General features: G+C 44.5%; 20 protein-coding genes and 1 pseudogene. 9 read left to right on the top strand and 12 right to left on the bottom strand.

Translation table 11 applies throughout. From position 1 onward, the window contains the following. Positions 1–4: 4 nt before the first annotated feature. The 9 genes and pseudogenes from nuoH to REG_RS02360 all read right to left on the bottom strand — a co-directional run. A complete protein-coding gene (gene nuoH / locus REG_RS02400) occupies positions 5–979 on the bottom strand; it encodes an NADH-quinone oxidoreductase subunit NuoH (RefSeq protein WP_006704326.1) in 975 nt (324 codons plus the stop codon). Further along, positions 979–3,711, bottom strand: a complete 2,733-nt coding sequence (gene nuoG / locus REG_RS02395; protein ID WP_006704325.1) for an NADH-quinone oxidoreductase subunit NuoG — start codon at positions 3,709–3,711, stop codon at positions 979–981. Before nuoG ends, nuoH begins: the two co-directional genes overlap by 1 nt. Positions 3,712–3,726: 15 nt before the next feature. Beyond that, positions 3,727–5,094 (bottom strand): NADH-quinone oxidoreductase subunit NuoF, encoded by a 1,368-nt coding sequence (nuoF, locus tag REG_RS02390; RefSeq protein WP_006704324.1) that lies wholly within the window; start codon positions 5,092–5,094, stop codon positions 3,727–3,729. Then, on the bottom strand, positions 5,091–5,609 hold the full coding sequence (nuoE, locus tag REG_RS02385; RefSeq protein ID WP_006704323.1) for an NADH-quinone oxidoreductase subunit NuoE: 519 nt from the start codon (positions 5,607–5,609) through the stop codon (positions 5,091–5,093). Before nuoE ends, nuoF begins: the two co-directional genes overlap by 4 nt. 32 nt (positions 5,610–5,641) lie before the next feature. After that, positions 5,642–7,441 (bottom strand): NADH-quinone oxidoreductase subunit C/D, encoded by a 1,800-nt coding sequence (gene nuoC / locus REG_RS02380; protein WP_006704322.1) that lies wholly within the window; start codon positions 7,439–7,441, stop codon positions 5,642–5,644. Between the two features lie 12 nt (positions 7,442–7,453). Then, positions 7,454–8,131 carry a NuoB/complex I 20 kDa subunit family protein gene (locus REG_RS02375; RefSeq protein ID WP_006704321.1) on the bottom strand — a complete coding sequence of 226 codons (678 nt, stop codon included), beginning with the start codon at positions 8,129–8,131 and terminating at the stop codon, positions 7,454–7,456. A 12-nt stretch (positions 8,132–8,143) separates the two neighbouring features. After that, positions 8,144–8,584, bottom strand: coding sequence for an NADH-quinone oxidoreductase subunit A (locus tag REG_RS02370; RefSeq protein ID WP_039907120.1), 441 nt, complete (start codon positions 8,582–8,584; stop codon positions 8,144–8,146). Between the two features lie 415 nt (positions 8,585–8,999). Then, positions 9,000–10,112 (bottom strand): PI-PLC domain-containing protein, encoded by a 1,113-nt coding sequence (locus tag REG_RS02365; protein ID WP_006704319.1) that lies wholly within the window; start codon positions 10,110–10,112, stop codon positions 9,000–9,002. Between the two features lie 357 nt (positions 10,113–10,469). After that, a pseudogene (locus tag REG_RS02360) lies at positions 10,470–10,757 on the bottom strand (LysR family transcriptional regulator); the annotation flags it as partial. Between the two features lie 545 nt (positions 10,758–11,302). Here REG_RS02360 and recA point away from each other — a divergent pair. The 3 genes from recA to yjgA all read left to right on the top strand — a co-directional run bounded on the left by recA (position 11,303) and on the right by yjgA (position 15,955). Further along, positions 11,303–12,391, top strand: coding sequence for a recombinase RecA (gene recA / locus REG_RS02355; protein ID WP_039907118.1), 1,089 nt, complete (start codon positions 11,303–11,305; stop codon positions 12,389–12,391). Between the two features lie 251 nt (positions 12,392–12,642). After that, positions 12,643–15,294, top strand: a complete 2,652-nt coding sequence (gene alaS / locus REG_RS02350; protein ID WP_039906947.1) for an alanine--tRNA ligase — start codon at positions 12,643–12,645, stop codon at positions 15,292–15,294. Positions 15,295–15,430: 136 nt separating this feature from the next. Then, positions 15,431–15,955, top strand: a complete 525-nt coding sequence (gene yjgA, locus REG_RS02345) for a ribosome biogenesis factor YjgA (RefSeq protein ID WP_039906946.1) — start codon at positions 15,431–15,433, stop codon at positions 15,953–15,955. A gap of 359 nt (positions 15,956–16,314) precedes the next feature. On the opposite strand, the gene REG_RS02340 is transcribed toward yjgA, so the two are convergent. Then, complete coding sequence (locus REG_RS02340) at positions 16,315–16,527, bottom strand: hypothetical protein (protein ID WP_141553596.1); 213 nt, start codon at positions 16,525–16,527, stop codon at positions 16,315–16,317. Between the two features lie 110 nt (positions 16,528–16,637). Here REG_RS02340 and REG_RS11805 point away from each other — a divergent pair, with 110 nt between their 5' ends. Then, positions 16,638–16,931, top strand: coding sequence for a hypothetical protein (locus tag REG_RS11805; RefSeq protein ID WP_006704759.1), 294 nt, complete (start codon positions 16,638–16,640; stop codon positions 16,929–16,931). Continuing rightward, positions 16,932–17,858, top strand: a complete 927-nt coding sequence (locus REG_RS02330; RefSeq protein WP_141553583.1) for an IS3 family transposase — start codon at positions 16,932–16,934, stop codon at positions 17,856–17,858. On the opposite strand, the gene REG_RS02325 is transcribed toward REG_RS02330, so the two are convergent. Next, positions 17,799–18,404 (bottom strand): hypothetical protein, encoded by a 606-nt coding sequence (locus tag REG_RS02325; RefSeq protein ID WP_006704313.1) that lies wholly within the window; start codon positions 18,402–18,404, stop codon positions 17,799–17,801. The genes REG_RS02330 and REG_RS02325 overlap by 60 nt on opposite strands. Here REG_RS02325 and REG_RS13665 point away from each other — a divergent pair. From REG_RS13665 to guaA, 3 genes are all read left to right on the top strand, one after another. After that, complete coding sequence (locus tag REG_RS13665; RefSeq protein ID WP_218015657.1) at positions 18,397–18,564, top strand: hypothetical protein; 168 nt, start codon at positions 18,397–18,399, stop codon at positions 18,562–18,564. The genes REG_RS02325 and REG_RS13665 overlap by 8 nt on opposite strands. A 272-nt stretch (positions 18,565–18,836) precedes the next feature. Beyond that, positions 18,837–20,300 (top strand): IMP dehydrogenase, encoded by a 1,464-nt coding sequence (guaB, locus tag REG_RS02315; RefSeq protein WP_039906943.1) that lies wholly within the window; start codon positions 18,837–18,839, stop codon positions 20,298–20,300. 263 nt (positions 20,301–20,563) lie between these two features. Further along, complete coding sequence (gene guaA / locus REG_RS02310) at positions 20,564–22,141, top strand: glutamine-hydrolyzing GMP synthase (protein WP_039906941.1); 1,578 nt, start codon at positions 20,564–20,566, stop codon at positions 22,139–22,141. A 70-nt stretch (positions 22,142–22,211) separates the two neighbouring features. On the opposite strand, the gene REG_RS02305 is transcribed toward guaA, so the two are convergent. Continuing rightward, a complete protein-coding gene (locus REG_RS02305; protein WP_006704310.1) occupies positions 22,212–23,456 on the bottom strand; it encodes a citrate synthase in 1,245 nt (414 codons plus the stop codon). Between the two features lie 323 nt (positions 23,457–23,779). On the opposite strand from REG_RS02305, the gene REG_RS02300 reads away from it, so the two are divergent. Then, a complete protein-coding gene (locus REG_RS02300) occupies positions 23,780–24,544 on the top strand; it encodes a helix-turn-helix transcriptional regulator (RefSeq protein WP_006704309.1) in 765 nt (254 codons plus the stop codon). The last annotated feature ends 164 nt before the right edge of the window (positions 24,545–24,708 follow it).

Raw genomic sequence — 24,708 nt, 5'->3', positions numbered from 1 at the left:
TTATTTAAGTGTTACACAAAATAACCGCAGCGGTGGCCAGCAAATTGAGTAAAGTCAATGGCAAGCAAACTTTCCAGCCGAATGACATCATCTGATCATAACGTGGGCGTGGTAGCGCGGCGCGGATCAGAATAAACATCACCATAAAAAAAGCGGTTTTCAGGGCAAACCAGACAAAAGGCGGTAAAAATGCGCCTTGCCAGCCGCCAAAAAATAACGTCACGATCAACGCCGAAACCGTCACAATAGCAATATATTCACCGACAAAAAATAAACCAAATTTCATCCCCGAATATTCAATGTGATAGCCATCAGCCAGTTCTTGCTCTGCTTCCGGTTGATCAAAGGGATGACGATGACAAACCGCTACCCCAGCAATGGCAAAAGTGATAAAACCAAAAAATTGCGGGATGATGTTCCAAACCTGCTGCTGTTGATTGACAATATCTTGCATATTAAAAGAGCCGGTTTGTGCCACCACGCCCATTAATGATAAGCCGATAAATACTTCATAGCTCAGCATTTGTGCGCAAGCACGCATCGCACCCAATAAAGAATATTTGTTATTACTCGCCCAACCCGCAAACAGTACGGCATACAACGCCAAACCGGCCATCATCAAAAAAAATAAAATGCCAATATTCAGATCCGCCACCACCCAAGTTGGGCTAATGGGGACAATAGCAAACGCCAACAGTAACGAAGTAAAGGCGATCATCGGTGCCAGGGTAAAAAAGAATCGATCAGCGAAATGGGGCACCCAGTCTTCTTTAAAAAACATTTTGATCATGTCAGCCAGCAGCTGTAAGGATCCGCCCCACCCCACCCGATTTGGCCCATAACGATTTTGAAACAGCGCTAACAAGCGACGCTCGCCAAAGCTCATAAAAGCACCGCAGATCACAATCACCAATAAGATCACCCATGCTTTTAAGATAGAGCATAAAATTTCACTCAAGTCAGGAGAGAGCCAACTCATTATGGCGTCTCCTGCAAATGATAAATGCGTTCGCCAAGCAAAATCGGCGGGATCCCCGGTAGACCCAGCGGCAAACCCACTTGCCCAGGCGCTAAGGTTGCACTGCAACGCAGCGGCAGACGTAGCCTTTGGCCGGCACAGATAAATTCAATCACCGCGCCTAGGGTTAACCCCAGTTGCGTTGCATCGTCAGTATTGAGTATTAAATAAGGCATCGGCATGCGTTGCTGGATCACCTCTGCCCGTTGTGACATTTCTTCACTGCCGAATAGATGATAATAAGGCGCGATAATCCAATGATGGCTTTCCGAGTGAAAAGCAGCAGGCACCTGATCAAAATAAGCCAAGTTGCTTACGGCAGCGTCGATCAAACGCACGCCCGGATCACCAAAACGCAATGCGCCCCCCACTTCGGCTTGAAATTTATTCCAGGCTTGAGGTGAGTTCCAACCCGGCGCCCAAGCGAAGGGAATTTGCTGCCGATCGGCATAGGGGCTGTTATTGCCTTCCATGGAAAAAGCAAAGGGGCTATCGAGATCCTGTGGCTGACGCGGCTCATGCACGTTGATATCGGCACGCATTGCGGTGCGACCACTGTAACGCTGTGGAGAACGCGCTAATTTTTGTCCGTCAATGCGGAAAGTCGCATCAGGGGCAGCAGCAAGGATACCTTGCAATGATGGCAAAGCGGTGGCGCAAGCTTGAATGACATCATCAAGTTGTATCCAGTGAATCGGATGGCAGTGATAGCTCGCGGCTAATGAATGCAGCCAACGCCAACTGGCTTGCATGAACCTTTTATTATCTGCGGTATCATAATAAGTCGGATCATAAACTTGAAAAAAGCGCTGCGCCCGCACTTCCTGATTGACTAAAGTACCGTCACTTTCGGCAAAACTCGTCGCGGGGAGGATCACATCAGCGCGATCCATAATGGCAGTGTGTTGGTGATCTAACACCACCACATTTTTTACTGCTGCTAAAGCCGTATCCACTTTATCGGCCACAGCATGACGATACAGATCATTTTCCAACACGATCAGGGTATCTACCCTCTCGGCGTTTAACTGATCTAACGCCTGATCCAAGCAGCCGCCGCCCATCATGGCTAAACCCAAGCTGTTCGCGGCCGAGGCAACAAAACTGATGCCCACTTCACTCCCGCGACTTTGCAATGCCTTGGCGACGTTAGCCGCCGCGGCAATGATCGCTTCACTGCCGGCGCTACTGCCGCTAATGATCAGCGGTTTTTGCGCGCCCGCCAGGGCTTGCACGATGATATCCACTTTAATTTGTAAATTATCGGCAAGATCACTGACTGCCGGGGCTAAGGGATCTAATCCCTGTGCGATGGCAAAACCTAAGCGCGCCTGTTCACACACCGGCGCGCGGTAATTCCAGGCGGCAATATCATCCAAACGAGTATCATCAACGTTAGTGATAAATAAAGGATGTTTAGCATGCTGGCCAATGTTTAATACCGCGGCAATTTGCCAATCGGCTACTTTTTGTGCCGCAGCCATCTCACGGGCTTTGCCTTTCACCGCTTGACGAACCGCCAACGCAATACGGGCAGCGGTTTGCGTCAGATCTTCACCCAATACCAGTACCGCATCGTAACTTTCCATTTCACGCAATGAGGGCGTGTGGATCCCCCCTTCACGCAGTACTTTCAACATCAGTTGCAAACAGTTTTGCTCACCCTGCGCTATGCCGCTATAGAAATTTTCCGCGCCCACCAATTCACGTAACGCGAAGTTATTTTCTAAACTCGCCCGGGCAGAGCCGATGCCAATTATTTTTTTCGCCTGGCGCAGCAGATCGGCGGTTTGTTGTATGGCTTGATCAGTATCCAGCTTGATCCAATCATTCCCCTGCCTTTGTTGCGGCTGACGTGGGCGATTTTTTAAATTGACGTAACCGTAGCCAAAACGCCCCCGATCACAGATAAAGTAATGGTTGATGCTGCCGTTGTAGCGGTTTTCAATGCGGCGCAACTCGCCATAACGTTCACCAGGGCTGATATTACAACCAACACTGCATTGCTGGCAGATACTCGGCGCAAATTGCATATCCCATTTACGGTTATAACGTTCGGAATGCGTTTTATCCGTAAAAACACCGGTGGGGCAGATTTCGACTAAATTGCCGGAGAATTCGCTTTCCAAAGTACCGCTTTCAGGGCGACCGAAATAGACATTATCATGAGTGCCATACACCCCAAAATCAGTACCATCGGCATAATCGTTGTAATAACGTACACAGCGATAGCAGGCAATACAGCGGTTCATTTCATGGGCGATAAAAGGACCCAGCTGCTGGTTTTCATGGGTGCGTTTGGTAAAGCGGTATCGCCTCGCGTTGTGTCCGGTCATCACTGTCATATCTTGCAGATGGCAATTCCCCCCTTCTTCACATACGGGACAGTCGTGTGGATGATTGGTCATTAACCATTCCACCACGCTAGCGCGAAATTCTTTGGCTTCATCGTCATCGATAGAAATAAAGCTGCCGTCACTCGCCGGCGTCATGCAAGACATCACCAAACGCCCGCGCGTATCTTCTGCATTTTGATACTGTTTCACCGCACATTGACGGCAAGCACCCACGCTGCCTAGCGCCGGATGCCAGCAAAAATACGGAATATCTAGCCCAAGAGAAAGGCAAGCCTGCAACAGGTTGTTAGCCCCGTTGACATGATATTTTTTTCCGTCTACATGTATCGTCGCCATATCTATTTTCTTACTCTACCAGCGCTCATTCAACAAATTGGCCTGAATACCCTTTATCGATGCAGCATTCCCCCTATTAATAATGTCAAAGTGCCCCTGATATTTTGGCGCTATGCCAGCGGCAAATTCATCACGAAAATATTTAATCGCACTTTGCAGCGGTTCAACTGCCCCAGGGGCATGCGCGCAAAAGGTTTTTCCTGGCCCGAGTAAACGACACAATTGCTCTAAAGTTTCGATATCACCCGGCTGCCCTTCGCCACGCTCCAACGCTTGCAAGATCTTAACGCTCCACGGCAAACCATCACGACAGGGAGTGCACCAGCCGCAAGATTCACGCGCAAAAAATTCTTCTAGATTACGTGTCAAGGAAACCATATTGATTTGATGATCCACTGCCATCGCCAACGCCGTACCTAAACGGCTACCGGCTTTGCCAATATGTTCAAAATCCATCGGCAGATCGAGATGATCGGCGGTCAAAAAATCCGTCCCCGCCCCACCCGGTTGCCAGGCTTTCAATTTCAACCCATCACACATCCCGCCCGCATAATCTTCCAAAATTTCACGGGCGGTGATGCCAAAAGGCAATTCCCATACGCCCGGATTTTTCACCCGACCAGAGAACCCCATCAGTTTCGTCCCCGCATCATTACTTTTTCCTGCGGTGATCCCCTGATACCAGTCAACACCCTGTTCAAGGATAGCAGGTACGTTACAAAGCGTTTCTACGTTATTGACGCAAGTCGGCCTGCCCCACACCCCTGAAGACGCCGGAAAGGGTGGTTTAGCACGTGGGTTGGCGCGACGGCCTTCTAACGAGTTAATCAGCGCGGTTTCTTCACCACAGATATAACGCCCCGCACCGGTATGCACAAACAGCTCAAAATCAAAACCACTGCCAAGAATATTTTTACCCAATAATCCCGCGCCCTTGGCTTCACTAATCGCTTGACGCAAGCGTACCGCGGCTTCAATGTATTCGCCGCGCAGGAAGATATAACCACGATAAGCTTTGAGGGCAAACGCACCGATTAACATACCTTCTATCAGTAAATGAGGCAGTTGCTCCATTAATAAGCGGTCTTTGTAAGTGCCCGGCTCCATTTCATCGGCATTACACAGCAGGTAGCGAATGTTGATGCTGTCATCTTTAGGCATCAAGCTCCATTTTAAACCGGTAGGGAATCCTGCGCCGCCACGCCCTTTTAAACCGGCATTTTTCACCACATCAACCACCTCTGACGGTGCCATGCTGGTTAAAGCAATTTTAGCGCCTTGATAACCATTTTTATTACGGTATTCCTCTAACCACAGCGGTTGTTTGTCGGCACGCAAACGCCAGGTTAACGGATGAGTGGCCGCGGTTAAATGAGGATTCATGGATATCGCTCCAATAACGGTTCGATGTCTTCAGGTTTGAGATAACTGTGCGTATCTTCATCAATCATCATCGTCGGCCCTTTGTCACAATTACCTAAACAGCAAGTGGGCAACAGAGTGAATCTGCCATCGGTCGTCGTTTGACCGGGCTTAATGCTGAGTTTTTTTTCAAGCACCGTTTGGATCTCCTGATAACCGGTGATATAGCACACTACGCTGTCGCAATAACGGATCACATGACGACCAACGGGACGGCGGAAAATCTGACTGTAAAAAGTCGCGACCCCTTCCACATCACTAGCCGGAATAGCCAATATTTCAGCAATGGCATAGATAGCCCCATCCGGCACCCACCCACGTTTTTTTTGCACGATTTTTAACGCTTCGATGGTGGCCGCGCGCGCATCCTCATAATGCTGTTTTTCTTGCTCAATAGCGGCCTGTTCTTCTGCACTCAGCACAAAATCGGATGGGGTAATAGCCATCCCCTCGAGATGATTTTTTTGATCATTCATCATTAAACCTTTTTTGAAACCGTAGCGAGTGATTAGCGATCCACATCAGACATAACAAAATCAATACTGCCCAAATAAACAATCAGATCAGAAACCAAGCTGCCACGGATCACCGAAGGGATCTGCTGCAAATGAGCAAAACTCGGCGTACGAACCCGCGTGCGATAGCTCATGGTGCCGCCATCACTGGTTAAGTAGTAACTATTAATTCCCTTGGTCGCTTCAATCATTTGAAAAGATTCGTTAGCCGGCATCACTGGGCCCCAAGAAACCTGTAAAAAGTGAGTAATCAGCGTTTCAATATGTTGTAACGTACGCTCTTTCGGCGGCGGCGTGGTCAGCGGGTGATCGGCCTTAAAGGAACCTTCTGGCATATTTTTATAACATTGTTGCAAAATACGCAGACTTTGGCGGATCTCTTCAACTTTGAGCATCACTCGAGTATAGCAGTCACTATTGCCATCGCCGATCGGGACATCAAAATCAAAGTTTTCATAACCCGAATAGGGGCGCCATTTACGTACATCAAATGCAATACCCGTCGCTCGCAGAGCCGCGCCAGTCACTCCCCATTCCAAAGCCGCCGAGGCATCATAAGAAGCCACACCGATAGAACGCCCTTTTAGAATGCTATTTTTCAGGGCGATTTTTACATAGGAATCAAGGCGTTTTGGCATCCAATGAAGAAAATCATGCAGTAAATGCTGCCAACCGCGCGGCAAGTCATGGGCGACACCGCCAATGCGAAACCACGCCGGATGCATACGAAAACCGGTGATCGCCTCAACCAAATCATAGATTTTTTGTCGATCAGTAAAAGCCAAAAATACTGGACTCATCGCCCCCACATCTTGAATAAAGGTGCTGATATACAATAAATGGCTGTTGATGCGGAACAGCTCCGATAACATCACGCGAATAACCTTCACACGATCCGGCACCACAATCCCGGCCAATTTTTCAACAGCCAGCACGTAAGGCATTTCGTTAACACAACCCCCTAAATATTCAATGCGGTCTGTGTAAGGAATATAGCTATGCCAAGACTGGCGTTCGCCCATTTTTTCGGCACCACGATGATGGTAGCCAATATCCGGTACACAATCGATAATCTCCTCTCCATCCAGTTGTAAAATAATGCGAAAAGCGCCATGAGACGAAGGATGATTGGGCCCCAGATTGAGAAACATAAAATCTTCATTTTCGCGCCCTCGTTTCATGCCCCAGTCTTCCGGTTTAAAAGTCAGCGACTCCATCTCCAGATCTTGTTTTTGTTTGGTGAGGATAAAGGGATCGAACTCAGTGGCGCGCGCAGGATAGTCTTTACGCAGGGGGTGCCCCTGCCAACTCTGCGGCATCATGATACGTGTTAAATGAGGATGGCCTTCAAAGGTAATACCAAACATTTCCCAGGTTTCACGTTCATACCAGTTAGCATTAGGAAAAATTTGCTGAACGCTAGGGAGTTGTAATGCTTTTTCAGATAATGCCACTTTCAGCATGATATCGCGATTACGTTCAATCGAGAGCAAATGGTAAAAAACTGAAAAATCCGCCGCAGGCAAATCCTGACGATAAGTACGTTGACGTTCATCAACACCATGTAAATCAAACAACATCACATAGGGTTGCGGTTGTTTTTTTAACCACAACATCACATCAAGTAATTTTTCTTTTTTTATCCACAATACTGGCATGCCAGTACGTGTTGCCTGCAACACAAAAGCTTCAGCGCCGAAAAAAAGTGATAAAAGTTCAATGATCGGATCATCGCTATGATCAGAGGTAGGATATGTTGGTTGGGCACTGCCGGACGCCGTCGGCTCTGTCATCATGGCTAAACTCTAAATGTCATCAGGCGTACGCAAATGCGTCACCGCAATACGTTCGGCTCGTTTACGCTCTCTTTCTGACGGCATGTTGGCGCGATAGACCCCTTGATCGCCAACAGTCCAAGAGAGCGGACGGCGTTCTTTATCAATAGATTTTTGTAACAATAGCAAGGCTTGCATATAGGCTTCTGGACGGGGAGGACAACCTGGAATATAAACATCAACCGGCAGGAATTTATCCACCCCTTGCACTACTGAATAAATGTCATACATGCCCCCCGAGTTGGCACAGGCTCCCATTGAAATCACCCATTTCGGCTCAAGCATCTGTTCATATAAGCGCTGAATAACCGGTGCCATTTTGGTAAAACAGGTTCCTGCTACCACCATAAAATCAGCTTGGCGCGGCGAGGCACGCAGCACTTCAGCGCCGAAGCGCGCCACATCATGCACCGCAGTGAAAGAGGTCACCATTTCAACATAACAACAAGAAAGGCCAAAATTATACGGCCACAGAGAATTTTTTCGCCCCCAATTCACCATATCATGCAACGCATTTTCCAGTTTCCCCATATAAACACTACGGTGAACATGCTGTTCAAGCGGATCACCACTGACCGTTTCCTGCGATTGCAGAGGATAACGGTCATTTTCACCGCTCGGCTCTGCCCGTGTAAGCGTATAGTCCATATTAATACCTCACTACTGTTTCTGTTTCGAATAGGCTCCAGTGATCACACTCGGTTTTACTTGACGATCAGATCGCGGCGGCGTCCAATTTAAAGCGCCAATACGGACTAAATAAACCAACCCCGCCAACAACACGAAAATAAAAATACTGGCTTCGATAAAACCCAGCCAGCCATTTTCACGAATAGAAACAGACCATGCGTATAAATATAGTGCTTCAACATCAAAGATAACAAAAAACATCGCGACTAAATAAAATTTAGCCGACAATCTCATCTGTGCCGAGCCAACAGAATCAATACCTGACTCGTAAGGAATATGCTTAGCACGGGCGCGTGCTTTGCCACCGAGAAAAAAAGCCGCCAATAGCATAAAACCACACAGACCTATCGCACTAATAATAAAAACAGCAAATGCCCAATGGTGGGCGATTACTTCCGTTGTTGTCGACATAGTTTCACATGACTCAATCTGCTTATACCCTTCGCCTTTCAAGTTACGGCTTTGTTGTCTGCGGGTGCTCGCCGAATCACGTAGTCTATCTACGCTCATCGGTCGGTCGCCCTGGCCGCCTTGCCGTAACTCGAAATTCATTGGGTATATACCCACCGCCCTTGAAGTTGCCGCTAGGCGGTCAAAAAGTGAGACCGATGAGCGTAGACATACCATGAGGGCGAAGGGTATAAAACGCGCCGCCAGGAGAGGCTCCAAGAAACTAACATGATAGCCCATTAGATGATTTTTACCAGGAAGGTAAGTTTGCAAAGGTTGTACTCTTACCCATGTTATAGCCAAATCAGCGAACATAAGAGATTTGGAACAGACCAAGACTTACGCAAATAGCATATCTTGATATAGATGAAGAATATTAACTCGCCATAAGTAATTCACTTATTTTTGGCACAAATTGTCTGTTATGAAAATTGCATAATTCTCTGTACAGTGCAGTTGAAGACAGATGATCAATACCGATAAAATCCATTGATATTATCCCCGGATTAAAATTATTTTCTTTTACTAGTTTAGAAAATGCAGTGGCCACTTTTGCATGAAGGCTTTTCGCTAATGCTTCCAGTCCCATTAATGCCTTAGGGTTTGAAAAAATAGCCGCTGAAGGGGGTAAAAATGCGGGAAGATTTGTTTGTGATACCAGAATTTCTTCTTTATCACTTTTTAAGCTTTTTTCTAAATGCTTCACTAATTGTTCGGCTCTGGGCATTTTACCCCAACCCCCTCGGGTAGTTGCTTTATAATCCCAAATTTCTTCATTATTCTGAGGCACTGTACCGGCATGATTTGCTAGTATTGCAATATTATTTTTTTCCTTAAGCGTCTGATCTAGAGTCAGATCCCCTAACCTATCATTCTCATTGGTTTTTTTGATCAAGCGAGCCCTATAATCAGATGATACTTCATCGATAAAGTTCTTAACCGTGGTTTCATTGTCAGGCGCGAATCGTCCCTCTGTATCAAAATGAAATTTAAATATAAACATATTTTCGGAATGCGCAGCAGCATATTGAAAAAGGGCTTTCACTTCCGGTATAGCCTCATTGGAGCTATTAAATCCTCCGAATGCCGCTCCTCTTTCTCCATGATAAAATTTCCAAACCCCCTCATCGTTTCTTCTCACTCGCAGATCGAAATATTGAGCGCCTTGCTCTGCCTGTTGGATTAAATTAATTTTTTGGCATCTACTGATTCCTGTTAAATTTTCCATTGCATAAGTTCCCGAATCATGCGTACCCAACATGGCAATGTTATTTATTGGTGTTGTTCCACACATTTGAGCATTAGTAATAGCTTCAATTCTATTTGCTTTTAGTTCTTTTCCGCTCAGCATCGTTTCTGGTGTGTTGTCACAGTGAGTCAAATGATTGACGAAACCTGGTTTGGAAAAATTTCCTTCAGGTTGATTTAAAATATTTTGAGTAAGAATACTTTTTCTTGAAGAATCATTAACTAAATTAAAACCCGTCATATTATAAATTCTTTTGAGAACCCTCTAGTCTGGAGCTGTTTAAAAAGAAAATTTTTTACAGCGATAAATGAAGAGAGGGATATTAGCTAAAAAAGAATAGAATAATCCTGATGAAAATATGATGAATAATAGTGATATAGCCAAATCAGTTTAATTTGATTCAGCTATATCACTCAACAAGTGTGATAATAATGTTTTTCAATATCAGCAAACCATTTTTATCATTACTGTCATTTATCAAAAATAACAGTAATTGACCAAATTAACGCTTAGGCATTATCAGTGTAAATACTACCAAGGAGATAATTTCGTCGATTTACAACTAACAATTTTTTGCGCGATGCCAAGACTGGTGCAATGATTAAAAATCAGAGTTTGACAAGCTTCATCATTAAAATCTAAAATTTTTCTGGCATAACGAAGCAACTGAAAGCCGTATTCGGTCAGCAGTTTATTACAGCCATGACGAATAAATAATTCTTTACCAACCAATTGTTCTAAACGTTGCATTTGTTGACTTACCGCAGACTGAGTTCGACAAATTGTCTCAGCAGCAGCAGAAAAAGTTTTTCTATCCGCCACAGCGACAAAAGTTCTAAGTAGCTCAAGATCGAGATTTATTATGGGGCGATTTGAATTTATCATAACCTATTTTTTCACTTTATAATTTTATTTAAAGGTTATCTTAGCCTTCAGCTAAAATATAATGACATGGTGCGCATCTAAAAAAAGACACTTTGTATCATGTTATTCATTCTGTTCTTATAAAGAATGATTATTATCTATTTTTACTTATAAAAACAAGAGAATATAAAAACTTTTAATGGTTAAAAATAAATAATTACCCGTTATTGTAACTTGTTGTCCTAATATTTTATTTATAATGCACATTGAAAAACTTAACTATTAAATATAAAAAATGTTTTTCCTTCTTGGTAATAAAATGACAGATACTTATAAATAAAACTAATAACATAAATAAGTAAAATAAATGAAGCAATTATTTAATATCGCTCAAACGCATTATCCCCTTCATCTTTGAAGTTGCCGCCTTGCCGTAACTCGAAATTCATTGGGTATATTTGTGAAAAATCTCGCATCTTTTGTTCAAATTACGGCAGAACGAACAAAGAGTGTTATTATCAAGCACACAAAAAGCAATTTTAATCCATCCTTCTAACGAGGTAAAAATGGTCACTACTGATGAAAACAAAAAAAAGGCGTTAGCAGCAGCACTCACACAAATTGAAAAACAATTTGGTAAAGGCTCCATCATGCGTTTGGGTGAAGATCGCTCGATGGATGTTGAAACTATCTCCACCGGATCATTGTCACTGGATATCGCATTAGGGGCGGGTGGTTTGCCGATGGGGCGTATTGTTGAGATCTACGGCCCAGAGTCATCAGGTAAAACGACACTCACCTTGCAAGTTATCGCCTCAGCTCAACGTGAAGGTAAAACCTGTGCATTTATTGATGCCGAGCATGCACTCGATCCGATCTACGCAAAAAAATTAGGCGTAGACATTGATAATTTACTCTGTTCTCAGCCAGACAACGGTGAACAAGCGTTAGAAATTTGTGATGCACTGACCCGCTCGGGGGCGGTAGATGTCATCATTGTTGATTCGGTTGCCGCCTTAACACCGAAAGCAGAAATCGAAGGCGAAATGGGTGATGCTCATATGGGTCTGGCCGCGCGCATGATGAGTAAGGCAATGCGTAAATTCGCCGGAAACTTGAATAACGCCAATACATTGCTGATTTTTATCAACCAGATCAGGATGAAAATTGGGGTGATGTTTGGCAATCCCGAAACAACGACGGGAGGAAATGCGCTAAAATTTTATGCGTCGGTACGTTTGGATATCCGGCGAATTGGCTCGATAAAAAACGGTGAGGAAGTTATCGGTAGTGACACGCGCGTCAAGGTGGTGAAAAATAAAATCGCGGCACCCTTTAAACAAGCTGAATTTCAAATTCATTACGGTGAAGGGATTAACCTTAATGGTGAATTAATTGAGCTGGGCGTAAAACATAAACTCATCGAAAAAGCCGGGGCTTGGTACAGTTATAAAGGCAATAAAATTGGCCAAGGTAAAGCTAATGCAAGTCAATATTTAAAAGAAAATGAAGCAATCAAATCTGAATTAGATAAAACATTACGTGACATGTTGCTAGGGGGTGGATCTAATGCAACCGATGCTGATACAGCACATCCAGCGGTAACAGAAAGCTTCATCGCAGAAAAAAACAATGAAACCAGTGAAGAGTTTTAACCTCATCTTAAGTGAAAATACCACTAATATACCCTTCATCTTTAGGGTATACCCAATGAATTTCAAGTTACGGCAAGGCGGCAATCAATCGAATCGGTAAATGACGGAGGGTAAGTGATCGCTGCCAACGCCGCCGTAACTTGAAAGGCGAAGGGTATATATCACGCCGAGATGTAAACCATTCTCTCATAGCATAGATAGGTATTGAATTTGCCTAAACAGTGTTTTTATCGCTTTATTCCAGGAAAATTATGAGTAAGAGTACCGCTGAGATCCGTCAAATGTTTCTCGATTTCTTCGATAGTAAGGGGCACCGAATTGTAGCAAGCAGCTCGTTGGTTCCTCACAATGATCCCACCCTGTTATTTACCAACGCAGGGATGAATCAATTTAAAAATGTTTTTTTGGGCTTAGAACAAAGTGACTCTGTCCGCGCCACCAGCTCTCAGCGTTGTATCCGTGCCGGAGGTAAACATAATGATCTCGAAAATGTAGGTTATACCGCGCGTCATCACACCTTTTTCGAAATGCTAGGTAACTTCAGTTTTGGTGATTATTTTAAACGTGAAGCCATTCATTTTGCTTGGGAACTATTAACCAGTGAACAGTGGTTCCATTTACCCAAAGATAAACTTTGGATAACCGTATATCAAACTGATGAGGAAACTTATCGTATCTGGGCTGACGAAGTGGGTATCCCCGCCGAAAGAATTATTCGGATTGGGGATAACAAAGGAGGGGCATTTGCCTCAGATAACTTTTGGCAAATGGGAGACACCGGCCCTTGCGGTCCTTGCACTGAAATTTTCTACGATCATGGTGATCACCTTTGGGGAGGCCCTCCCGGCAGCCCTGAAGAAGAGGGTGACCGCTATATCGAAATTTGGAATATCGTGTTTATGCAATTTAATCGTCAGCTCGACGGGACGATGCTAGCGTTACCCCAGCCCTCAGTAGATACCGGTATGGGGCTAGAACGTATTGCGGCGGTATTGCAACAGGTTAACTCCAACTATGAAATTGATTTATTCCGTGATTTGATTAAAGCCATCGCCGAAATTACCGCTGTTAGCGATTTATCCAACCAATCTTTACGGGTGATTGCGGATCATATTCGTTCCTGTGCTTTTTTAATTGCTGATGGGGTGATGCCGTCAAACGAAAATCGGGGCTATGTTTTACGACGCATCATCCGTAGAGCCATTCGCCATGGCCATATGTTGGGCATAAAACGCGTTTTTTTCTACAAACTGGTGGCGCCATTAATTTCCGTGATGGGATCAGCGGCAGAAGCATTGAAACAGCAGCAATCATTGATTGAACAATGGCTAAAAACCGAAGAAGAGCAGTTCACTCGCACTTTAGAGCGTGGTCTGGCCTTATTAGATGAAGAACTCAGCAAAATAACTGGGGATACGCTGGCGGGTGAAACGGCTTTCAGTTTATATGACACCTATGGTTTTCCGCTCGATCTTACCGCAGATGTCTGTCGTGAGCGTCACCTAAAGGTTGATGAAGCGGGTTTTGAACGGGCGATGGCAGCACAACGTCTTCGCGCACGGGATTCGAACGTTTTTGCCACTGATTATAATAATTTGATAAAAGTAGAGGGGAAAAGCGAATTTTCTGGCTATGAACACCAACATCTACAGCAGCAGGCTCTCATCATTGCGCTAATTCATAATGGCAAAGCAGTGGATGAAATTCATTTCAGTGACAAAGCTGCTCCTGACGAAGAAATTTTAGTGATTTTGGATAAAACCCCCTTTTATGCTGAATCCGGCGGACAAGTGGGTGACAGCGGTAAATTAGTGAATGATAGCGCGCATTTTACCGTGCGAGATACGCAAAAACATGGCGCCACTATCGCCCATGTAGGGCAGCTCACGACAGGCTGTTTACGAATCGGAGAGAGCATTAATGCCGCTGTTGATGCTGAGCGACGTCATCGTATTCGCTTAAATCATTCCGCAACACATTTGTTGCATGCCGCCTTGCGTCAAACCTTGGGTCAGCATGTTGCTCAAAAAGGCTCTCTAGTCAATGACCACTACTTGCGCTTCGATTTTTCTCATTCTCAGGCGATGACGAAAGCGCAAATTCAGCAAGTTGAAAATCAAGTGAATGCTGAGATTCGCGCTAATCTGCCTATCGAAACAAAAATTATGGCGTTAGAAGAGGCTAAAAAAACAGGGGCGATGGCATTTTTCGGTGAAAAATACAGCGATAAAGTGCGGGTGCTCACCATAGGCACTTTTTCTATTGAGCTTTGTGGGGGAACGCATACTAACCGTACCGGTGATATCGGTTTATTCCGTATTACTGCTGAATCAGCGACGGCGGCAGGCATTCGTCGTATTGAAGCGGTAACCGGTGAAGCGGCAATGACATTGTTACATCAGGAAAGTCATTTATTACATAAGATCTCGTATCAACTAAAAGGCGATAGCAGTAATCTGCTTGATAAAATTAGTAAAATACAGGAACACAATAAAAATTTAGAGCAGGAATTACAACAGCTTAAAGCGCAGCAAGCTAAGCAGAAAAGTATCTCTTTATCCGATAGTGCACAACAGATAAAAGGAGGCAAACTCCTGGTAAAACAGGTGGATAATATTGCGCCAGAAATGCTGAAAACCCTTATCGATTCACTAAAACAAGAATTAAAGTCGGCCATTATTGTTTTGGCGACGAAGCAAGATAATAAGGTCAATGTGATCGTCGGAGTGACTAAAAATCTCACCGATAAAATCAAGGCGGGTGAATTGGTCGCTGATCTTGCCAAGCAAGTGGGGGGTAAAGGCGGTGGACGAGCAGAAATGGCGATGGGCGGTGGAACGAATGTAGCGACGCTCCCAGCGGCATTAGCCAGCGTGCGAGCGTGGGTGGATGCGCGATTATAGATGTTGCCCCCTTCGCCTTTCAAGCCACCGCGTTGTTAGCTGCGGGTGTTCGCCTAGCGGCAACTTGAAAGGCGAAGGGTATAATGCAGAATTCATGCCACACAGTAGGTATTAGTGAGCAGTAAGGAATTTGACAATGAAGCGACAAAAAAATAACGATAATAATGATGATGATGAAATTATTTTGGTAAGTAAAAGCGAAATAAAACGCGATGCCGAAATACTGAAAGAGCTCGGTAGTGAACTCGTTAACCTCAGTAAAAATGTATTGGAACGTATTCCATTAGATGAAACTCTACTTAGCGCTATTCAATTAGCCCAAAAAATTAATAAAGGCGCGCACCGACGCCAAATTCAACTTATCGGTAAATTATTACGGTCGCGCGAGATAGAGCCCATTCAGACCGCGTTGGATAAAATAAAAAATCGCCACAATCAACAAGTTTTTCTGTTCCATAAACTAGAAACACTACGTGACGATTTAATTAATAAAGGAGACGAAGCTATGCCTAGCGTATTAGCGCTTTATCCTGAAATTGATCGTCAACAATTACGCAACCTCATCCGCAATGCACAAAAAGAAAAGACAACCAACAAACCAGCAAAAGCATCCCAACACATTTTTCGATACCTACGTGAGCAAGCAGAGAAAAATCAATAGACTCTTAGCACAAGGACTACCCAAATTAGCCGTCACTAATGTTAAAAACAGCCAGATGACAGTACTACTCTGGGATGATAGAGCCAAATCAGTTTAATTTGATTCCAGGCGGAGGAGCACAGACAGTACAAATATACCCACAGCCCTTGAAGTTGCCTTCGGCTGCCAGGGCGGGCGACCGATGAGCGTAGATAGACTACGTGATTCGGCGAACACCCGCAGCCAACAATGCGGCGGCTTCAAAGACGAAGGGTATATAGGAGTTCTGTCTGTACTCGATGCATAATTCCTCATAGGGGGCATACGCTATCTCCCAATTCCCCTCAAACCCGCATTGGCACCGCCCCTTTTTTCGCCTTCTATTGTACCGTTTCCTTGGGTTTGACAGGCTTGCTAGAGGCTTCTACTACAGCATGATTCATCACCGATGAAAAACTGTTGCTGCCTCCCGATCCGCTATTAGCATTCGAGGGGGCATTGTTCTCACTTGTGGCCATGCTCCCGCTTGGGGTCATTTGTTGTTGTGCTGAGTGAAACGCCGCTTGTAATGAAGAAGCACCACCACTAAGCATATTGGAAGCACCCGCCAAGGCCATAGAGCCACCCGTTGTTGCCCCCAGTGTCAGTCTAGTTGTCGCCTCTAATTTTCGTTAATGGGAACTAATAAAGAGGCGATATAATCATGGAAAAACCGACGTATTCGGAAGAGTTTAAAGAGCAGGCGCTGTGTAAGGTTTATCATCGGAATGGGCGTACAATGAAAGCCATTGCGGATGAACTTAACGTGCCGCCGAGGAAGCTAAGAAGTTGTTTAGCAGAAAGTGAACTCGCCTCTTGGTGCAGGGGGCAGGGTATTTTTGTTCATCACCTGAAGCAATGGCGCGCGGATTTTTGTGACCCGAAGCGAACACAACGCAGTAAGAGGAAAAATGATTATTCCCGAACAGCGCCAGTCTATTATGATGTGGATTACTGAATCAACGCAGGCCGAACGCGCCGAACAGCGCCGCCGCCCCACAAACTCTCACCCTGTGAGCGGGCTAAGCTACTGGAAATAACCTCTTCGGCCAAATTTGCTCATTTACCCCCGAGTCAAATTGTGCCGATGTTGGCTGATGAAGGGCTCTATTTCGCCTCCGAATCCACTTTTTATCGCGTATTGCGGGACGCCAGGCAACTGAAGCATCGACGAGCAGAACGCCCGGCAAAACCACGTTTTAAGCCTCGGGCACTCTGTGCCACCGCGCCCAACCAGCTCTACAGTTGGGATATCACTTATCTCCCCAGCCGTATTAAAGGCCAGTATTTTTACCTCTACCTTTTCCTCGATATTTTTAGCCGTAAGATTGTCGGTTGGCAGGTATATGCTGAAGAAAGTGCCCAGCATGCCAGTGATATGATCAAAGATATTTGTCAGCGTGAGGGGATTTTGCCCGGTCAAGTCACCCTACACTCCGACAACGGCAGCCCGATGAAAGGCGCTATCCTGTTGTTTACGCTCGAAACATTGGGAATAGCGACTTCGTTGAGTCGACCCTCCCTGAGCAACGACAATCCCTATTCTGAATCGGCCTTCAAGACGCTAAAATATCGCCCTGAGTACCCGGTTAACCCTTTTGACAACCTTCAAGACGCCCGCGCATGGGTCGAACACGTGGTGCACTGGTATAATCAAGAACATCGCCACAGTGCCATTGAATTTGTCACACCTGCACAAAGACATGCAGGCCTTGATAAAGCCCTATTAGCTCAGCGTAACACAGTGTATGAAAAGGCACGCGCTGCAAACCCTACACGCTGGGCAGGTCAAATCCGTCAGTGGCCGTATGTGAAAGAAGTCCATTTAAATCCACAAAAATCCAGAGAAAAAAAGGTGAAACCAGACGCCAAAAAAGCAGCCTAGGATTTTACATCCTGGGCGACAACTACATTGACAATTACCGGGGATAGTGGCGGTGTCGAGCCAGGCCAAGCGTCCAAAGAAAGCATGAGCGACTTCTGAATTGACCGCATTAGGCGAGCAGCCAAGCACCTTGGCGATCAATGCTTTCGTCGGGTCACTGTGATACAGGGTGAGCAGCTTATTTTCCTGTGTCGTTGACGCGCTGTTCAGTTCGGCTATCTCGGTAGGCGCTGGAAAACTGATATCACTGCCGAGCAAATAGGTCAGCAGCCGCCAAGCGGTGACAATTTGTTGCTCCTTGCGATCATACTGAGTGTAAACTTCATTGGTTTGAATATCGTATTTTTCTACGAGGTCTTCAGTGGATATTTCAGCGGGAATGGCGGTGTTAATCGTCACCAGCAGGGGCTGATCATACATCTGCGCTAGCCTGGCCAGCGGCGTTATAGTGGAAGTAGCAGGACTGATAGTGCTATTGGAAATCGTGGGAAAGGTGACGGGCATTCTTTCTAGGGTATTACTTAAGGAATTATTTATCATGGACATAATGGCGACTCCAAATGAAAAGGGTGCTGAATGTATTAGCCAATGGATCTACGGATCTGTATACCCTTCGTCTTTGATGTTGGCTGCGGGTGCTCGCCTCATGGTATGTCTACGTTCATCGGTCGGTCGCCCTGGCCGCCGAAGGCAACTTCAAAGATGAAGGGTATATTCCCGACAAATTAAAAAATGGGATGGCGCATTATTAGCCTGTTTATGATCTAATGTAAACCTAAATAAATATAAATAGTTAACATTCTTCTCATAAGAAGGTCAATAAATGATGATGAGGCTTAGCGCCTGTTCCAAATCTTCTTGACTAAAATTTCGTAAAAAATTTATACAAAGTGCTGGAGGCAATTGATGAGGCTCTGTATAATCCCACGGCAATATTTTGTCCTTTTTTACCACATCCACTCTGGTGAGATATTGCCCATGCCCCGTATTATAAAAGAAGCCCTAACCTTCGATGATGTCCTCTTGATTCCAGCTCATTCTGAAGTTCTGCCTAACACTGCAAAACTCAATACTCAACTCACCGCCACTATCCAATTAAATATCCCGGTATTATCGGCCGCAATGGATACGGTAACCGAAGCTCGTCTGGCCATTGCCTTGGCACAAGAGGGGGGTATAGGCTTTATCCATAAAAATATGTCGATTAAAGAACAGGCCGATGCCGTCCTCCGCGTGAAAAGACATGAAAGTGGCGTTGTTTCTGATCCTCAAACCGTGACCCCAAACACCACTTTACGCGAAGTAAAAGAGCTGACTGCGCGTAATGGCTTTGCCGGTTATCCGGTGGTCACTGAAGATCGCGAGTTGGTGGGCATTATCACCGGGAGGGATGTTCGTTTTGTCACTGATTTAGATCAGCCTGTCTCCGCCGTCATGACAGCCAAAAAACACCTAGTCACGGTAAAAGAAGGTGAAGCCCCTGAAGTGGTTCTGCAAAAAATGCATGAAAAACGGATAGAAAAGGCCTTGGTTGTCAGTGACGATTTCCATCTGCAAGGGCTTATCACCGTTAAAGATTTTCAAAAGGCAGAACGTAAACCAAATGCTTGTAAAGATCAGCAGGGGCGCTTACGTGTGGGTGCAGCCGTGGGAGCAGGCGGTAATAACGACCAACGAATTGATGCGTTGGTTGCCGCCGGTATCGATGTTCTACTGATCGACTCATCACACGGCCATTCAGAAGGGGTGCTACGGCGTATTCGTGATACACGTGCCAAATACCCTGATTTGCAAATTATTGGCGGAAATGTTGCAACAGGTAAGGGTGCCATGGCGCTGGTTAATGCCGGCGTTAATGCAGTGAAAGTGGGGATTGGCCCGGGCTCAATTTGTACCACACGTATCGTAACCGGTGTTGGCGTACCACAATTGACTGCAATTTTCGATACAGTAGAGGCACTTAAGGGCACCAATATACCGATTATCGCCGATGGAGGCATTCGTTTTTCAGGTGATATCGCCAAAGCCATTGCAGCGGGGGCTTCCTGTGTGATGGTGGGGTCTATGCTGGCTGGCACTGAAGAATCGCCCGGTGAAATCGAATTCTATCAAGGGCGTTCATTCAAATCATACCGAGGGATGGGATCACTCGATGCCATGTCTAGAGGCTCTTCAGATCGTTATTTTCAAACCGATAATGCGGCAGATAAGCTGGTACCGGAAGGTATTGAAGGCCGTGTTGCCTACAAGGGATTATTGAAAGAAATTGTTCATCAACAAATGGGCGGCTTACGTTCATGCATGGGATTAACCGGTTGTTCAACCATTGATGAGTTACGTACTAACACTGAATTTGTTCGTATTAGTGGAGCCGGTATTAAAGAAAGCCACGTGCATGATGTGATTATTACCAAAGAATCCCCTAACTATCGGATGGGATGAAAAACGGTTTATATACCCTTCGCCTTTCAAGTTACGGCGGCGTTGGCTGCTCGCTCTCATCCTCTGTCATGTACTATCTGTACACTCCTGGGATTCGGTTGATTGCCGCCTGGCCGTAACTCGAAATTCTTGGGTCTATAATACCCCTCGCCTTTCAAGCCACCGCGTTGCTAGCCGCGGGTGTTCGCCTAGCGGCAACTTGAAGGACTGTGGGTATATTTTCATCTCGACAATTTTATTTTTCATTCTGGAATACGTCATACATGAAAGAGAACATTCATCAGCACCGCATCTTGATCCTCGATTTTGGCTCACAATATACTCAACTGATAGCACGTAGAGTACGTGAAATTGGTGTTTACTGTGAACTATGGGTGCCAGATGTCACCGAAGCGCAAATCCGTGAATTTAAACCCACTGGCATTATTCTTTCCGGCGGCCCAATGAGCACCACTGCTGAGGGTAGTCCACGTGCGCCTGATTACGTTTTTACTGCGAATGTTCCGGTATTAGGTGTTTGCTATGGTATGCAAACCATGGCGATGCAATTAGGCGGAAAAGTAGAAAAAGCCGGCGAAGGTGAATTTGGTCACGCTCAGGTCGAAATAAAAACGCAATGTGATTTGATCACTGACATTAAAGATGCCTGCAGCCCAGACGGTGCGGCACTATTAGATGTTTGGATGAGCCATAACGATAAAGTGACGGTGATGCCCCCCGATTTTGTCGCTATAGCCAGCACTCATAGCTGTCCATTTGCCATTATCGCCAATGAAAAAAAACGTTTTTATGGCGTACAATTTCATCCAGAAGTGACTCACACCATCCAGGGAACAGCTTTATTAACACGTTTTGTGAAAAATATTTGTCATTGTGAACAATGTTGGACGCCCAGCAATATTATTAAAGATACGCTGGAACAGCTGCGTGAAAAAATTGGGGAGGATGAAGTGATCCTCGGTCTATCGGGGGGGGTTGATTCTTCAGTCACGGCACTGTTATTACAAAAAGCCATTGGAGACAAGCTGACTTGTGTCTTTGTTGATAACGGTTTATTGCGTTTAAACGAAGCAACTGAAGTGCTAAAGATGTTTCGTGACAATTTGGGTTTAAAGATTATTCATGTCGAGGCAGCAGATCGTTTCCTAAACGAATTGGCTGGAGTTGAAGAGCCTGAAGCTAAACGCAAGATTATCGGACGGGTGTTTGTCGAAATTTTTGATGAAGAAGCGAAAAAACTATCCAATGCCAAATGGCTAGCACAAGGCACCATCTACCCTGATGTGATTGAATCTGCTGCGGCTGTAACCGGCAAAGCCCACGCCATTAAATCACATCACAATGTCGGTGGCTTACCGAAAGACATGAAACTAGGTCTGGTTGAACCGCTGAAAGAGCTGTTTAAAGATGAAGTACGTCGAATCGGTTTAGCGTTAGGTTTACCTGAGGATATGTTATCCCGTCACCCCTTCCCAGGCCCTGGCCTTGGGGTGCGTGTATTGGGTGAAGTAAAAAAAGAATATTGTGATTTATTACGTCGCGCTGATGATATTTTTATCACAGCATTACGTAACGCGAATTTATACCAAACTGTCAGCCAGGCATTTGCCGTTTTCTTGCCGATAAAATCCGTCGGCGTTATGGGGGATGGACGTCAATATCAATGGGTAGTGGCTTTGCGCGCAGTAGAGACTGTCGATTTTATGACTGCGCGTTGGGCACATCTGCCTTATGATTTTTTGGCGCGGGTGTCTAATCAGATCATCAATGAGATAAAAGGGATATCCAGAGTCGTTTATGATATCAGCGGAAAACCCCCCGCGACTATTGAATGGGAATGATGACCATCAGATGCTGATATTTTCCTCTCTTCGTGGCTGTGTGCAAAGAGAGGAAATCTATTGCTTATCATTACAGATCAACACTTTTAGTAAAATCGCGTTTTGAATAACCCGTGTAAAGTTGGCGCGGACGAGCGATTTTAATACCTTGATCATGCATTTCTTTCCAATGCGCTACCCAACCAATAGTTCGAGCCATCGCAAATAATACGGTAAACATTGAGGAAGGAATGCCCATGGCTTTTAGGATGATCCCGGAATAAAAATCGACGTTTGGGTACAATTTTTTCTCAAGAAAATACGGATCCTCCAATGCAATTTTTTCCAACTCTATCGCTACTTCCAATAAATCATCTTTTATATTGAGTTCTTTCAATACTTTATGACACATTTCACACATCACTTTGGAACGAGGATCATAGTTTTTGTAGACACGATGACCAAATCCCATCAAACGAAAAGGGTCATTTTTATCTTTGGCTCGCTTAATAAATTCAGGAATACGCTCTACCGTTTTGATTTCTTCTAACATTTTTAGACAGGCTTCATTAGCGCCACCATGGGCAGGTCCCCAGAGTGAAGCAATCCCGGCGGCGATACAGGCAAAAGGATTAGCGCCAGAAGAGCCAGCAGTACGGACAGTAGAGGTTGATGCATTTTGCTCATGATCAGCATGCAGGATCAATATCTGATCCATCGCCTGCTCTAACACTTTATTCACCGTATACTCTTCACAGGGAGTGGAAAACATCATATGCAAAAAATTAGCAGAATAGGAAAGATTGTTACGTGGATAAACAAAAGGTTGACCTATTGAATATTTGTAACACATCGCAGCAACTGTCGGCATTTTAGATAATAAACGAAAGGCAGTAGTTTCTCGATGTTGCTCATTATTTACATCAAGCGCATCATGGTAAAAAGCGGCCAACGCACCAGTGACACCACAGAGCACTGCCATCGGATGTGAATCACGGCGAAAACCACGAAAAAGATGCCAAATTTGATCGTGGATCATGGTATGCATTGTCACTGTTGTTTTGAAGGTTTTTAACGCTTCTTCTGTGGGTGGTTCGCCGTAGAGCAAAATATAGCAAACTTCTAAATAAGTTGATTTTTCAGCCAATTGTTCAATGGGAAAACCACGATGGAGCAGTATCCCCTCGTCACCATCGATAAAAGTAATTTTTGATTCGCACGAAGCGGTGGAGGTAAAACCGGGATCAAAAGTAAAATAACCTTTTTCACCTAAGGCTCGCACATCTATCACATCAGTACCCTGCGTTGGGTGGAGAACATCAAATGCTACTGTCATCCGTTTTTCATGATCTTGCCCTTCTTTATATTTCTAGGCTTACTTTTTTCATCGTCATTGGTGTTCTCCTTAAGTGAGACGCTCTTTGAAATTTTTTTGTGCTCCAATAATGATAGAAACTTTTATTTTTGGATAAAAAAATAAAATGATGAGCTTATGATGTTTCTTCTCGTATAACCTATGCTAAAGAGAAAGAAGCCCCATATCCATCGATTTTTTAGCATGATCTCTTTAACTAGGTTCAAATTTCTTTTTATACGATCTATTGCAAGATTTACCCTGGTTAAGTATGGTGGGCTTTTAACTTTTAACGAGGAGCTAACATGGATAAAATCAAGCAAAAAGATTTTACTGATCCAGTGAAATCCGCCACTTCACCGATTTCGCAACAACTTTTATCTTTATGTGAAAGTAGTACGGATCCTTGGGGAATTAAAGATGTCGATTCATGCTATATGTATGGCAATAAAGCCTATCTTGAGCTATTAAATCTGCCTTCAAACTTTAATATTGAAGGTCGATTGGATCGTGAAATGCCTCATCCTATCAGTGAATTTTCTTCTGAGTCGAGGCAACAAGATCGTCAAGCTCAGGAATCACAAAAAAAGGTATCAGTACTTGATATTCATCCTTATGGAAGAGAAAAAATAATCCAACCTTATATTTTTGACAAACTTCCTTTTTACGATTCAAATGGCAACTGCATAGGATCTATTTTTCATGCCAAAAAACTTCAATTTTACTCACCAATGAATTGTGTTCATGATCAACTACCGAGTTCACTGCTTTTATCTTCCCCATGCAAAACTTTTAGCATAAAAGAACTTGATGTTATATTTTATGCATTACAATCTTTTAGTGCTAAAGAAATAGCGAGAGAATTAAATCTCTCTCACAGAACCATAGAAAATAAAATGCAAGAAATATATAGAAAAGCCACTGTCTGTTCATTAAAGGGTTTAAAAGACTATTGTCGAGAAAGGGAGTTAGATAAATACATCCCACCGAAATTCCTGAGGTGTGGTAGTAATACGATAAATTGTGTCAGCGATTATAATGATTCTGAAGCAGAATCATTCCGATTATAGAAAATGCATCAAATAAAACAGTAACGCTATTAATCTTCATTATCATCAACATCTGATTTATCTGGCATAAAAATAAGCACGCGAAGTGAGATATTTATTTTATAGTATTGTAATTTTGTACTTGATGCCTGATGATACTCAATCACTTATTTTAGATCTAAAAA

The sequence above is a fragment of the Candidatus Regiella insecticola LSR1 genome (assembly GCF_000143625.1).
In the GTDB taxonomy this organism is placed as follows: Bacteria; Pseudomonadota; Gammaproteobacteria; order Enterobacterales; family Enterobacteriaceae; genus Regiella; species Regiella insecticola.
This window is presented reverse-complemented; position numbering and strand designations above follow the sequence as displayed.

Coding starts and splice junctions, on each gene's coding strand:
- nuoH (WP_006704326.1), bottom strand. CDS start 979: ATGAGTTGGCTCTCTCCTGACTTGAGTGAAATTTTATGCTCTATCTTA.
- nuoG (WP_006704325.1), bottom strand. CDS start 3,711: ATGGCGACGATACATGTAGACGGAAAAAAATATCATGTCAACGGGGCT.
- nuoF (WP_006704324.1), bottom strand. CDS start 5,094: ATGAATCCTCATTTAACCGCGGCCACTCATCCGTTAACCTGGCGTTTG.
- nuoE (WP_006704323.1), bottom strand. CDS start 5,609: ATGAATGATCAAAAAAATCATCTCGAGGGGATGGCTATTACCCCATCC.
- nuoC (WP_006704322.1), bottom strand. CDS start 7,441: ATGACAGAGCCGACGGCGTCCGGCAGTGCCCAACCAACATATCCTACC.
- REG_RS02375 (WP_006704321.1), bottom strand. CDS start 8,131: ATGGACTATACGCTTACACGGGCAGAGCCGAGCGGTGAAAATGACCGT.
- REG_RS02370 (WP_039907120.1), bottom strand. CDS start 8,584: ATGTCGACAACAACGGAAGTAATCGCCCACCATTGGGCATTTGCTGTT.
- REG_RS02365 (WP_006704319.1), bottom strand. CDS start 10,112: ATGACGGGTTTTAATTTAGTTAATGATTCTTCAAGAAAAAGTATTCTT.
- recA (WP_039907118.1), top strand. CDS start 11,303: ATGGTCACTACTGATGAAAACAAAAAAAAGGCGTTAGCAGCAGCACTC.
- alaS (WP_039906947.1), top strand. CDS start 12,643: ATGAGTAAGAGTACCGCTGAGATCCGTCAAATGTTTCTCGATTTCTTC.
- yjgA (WP_039906946.1), top strand. CDS start 15,431: ATGAAGCGACAAAAAAATAACGATAATAATGATGATGATGAAATTATT.
- REG_RS02340 (WP_141553596.1), bottom strand. CDS start 16,527: ATGCTTAGTGGTGGTGCTTCTTCATTACAAGCGGCGTTTCACTCAGCA.
- REG_RS11805 (WP_006704759.1), top strand. CDS start 16,638: ATGGAAAAACCGACGTATTCGGAAGAGTTTAAAGAGCAGGCGCTGTGT.
- REG_RS13665 (WP_218015657.1), top strand. CDS start 18,397: ATGGACATAATGGCGACTCCAAATGAAAAGGGTGCTGAATGTATTAGC.
- REG_RS02325 (WP_006704313.1), bottom strand. CDS start 18,404: ATGTCCATGATAAATAATTCCTTAAGTAATACCCTAGAAAGAATGCCC.
- guaB (WP_039906943.1), top strand. CDS start 18,837: ATGCCCCGTATTATAAAAGAAGCCCTAACCTTCGATGATGTCCTCTTG.
- guaA (WP_039906941.1), top strand. CDS start 20,564: ATGAAAGAGAACATTCATCAGCACCGCATCTTGATCCTCGATTTTGGC.
- REG_RS02305 (WP_006704310.1), bottom strand. CDS start 23,456: ATGACAGTAGCATTTGATGTTCTCCACCCAACGCAGGGTACTGATGTG.
- REG_RS02300 (WP_006704309.1), top strand. CDS start 23,780: ATGGATAAAATCAAGCAAAAAGATTTTACTGATCCAGTGAAATCCGCC.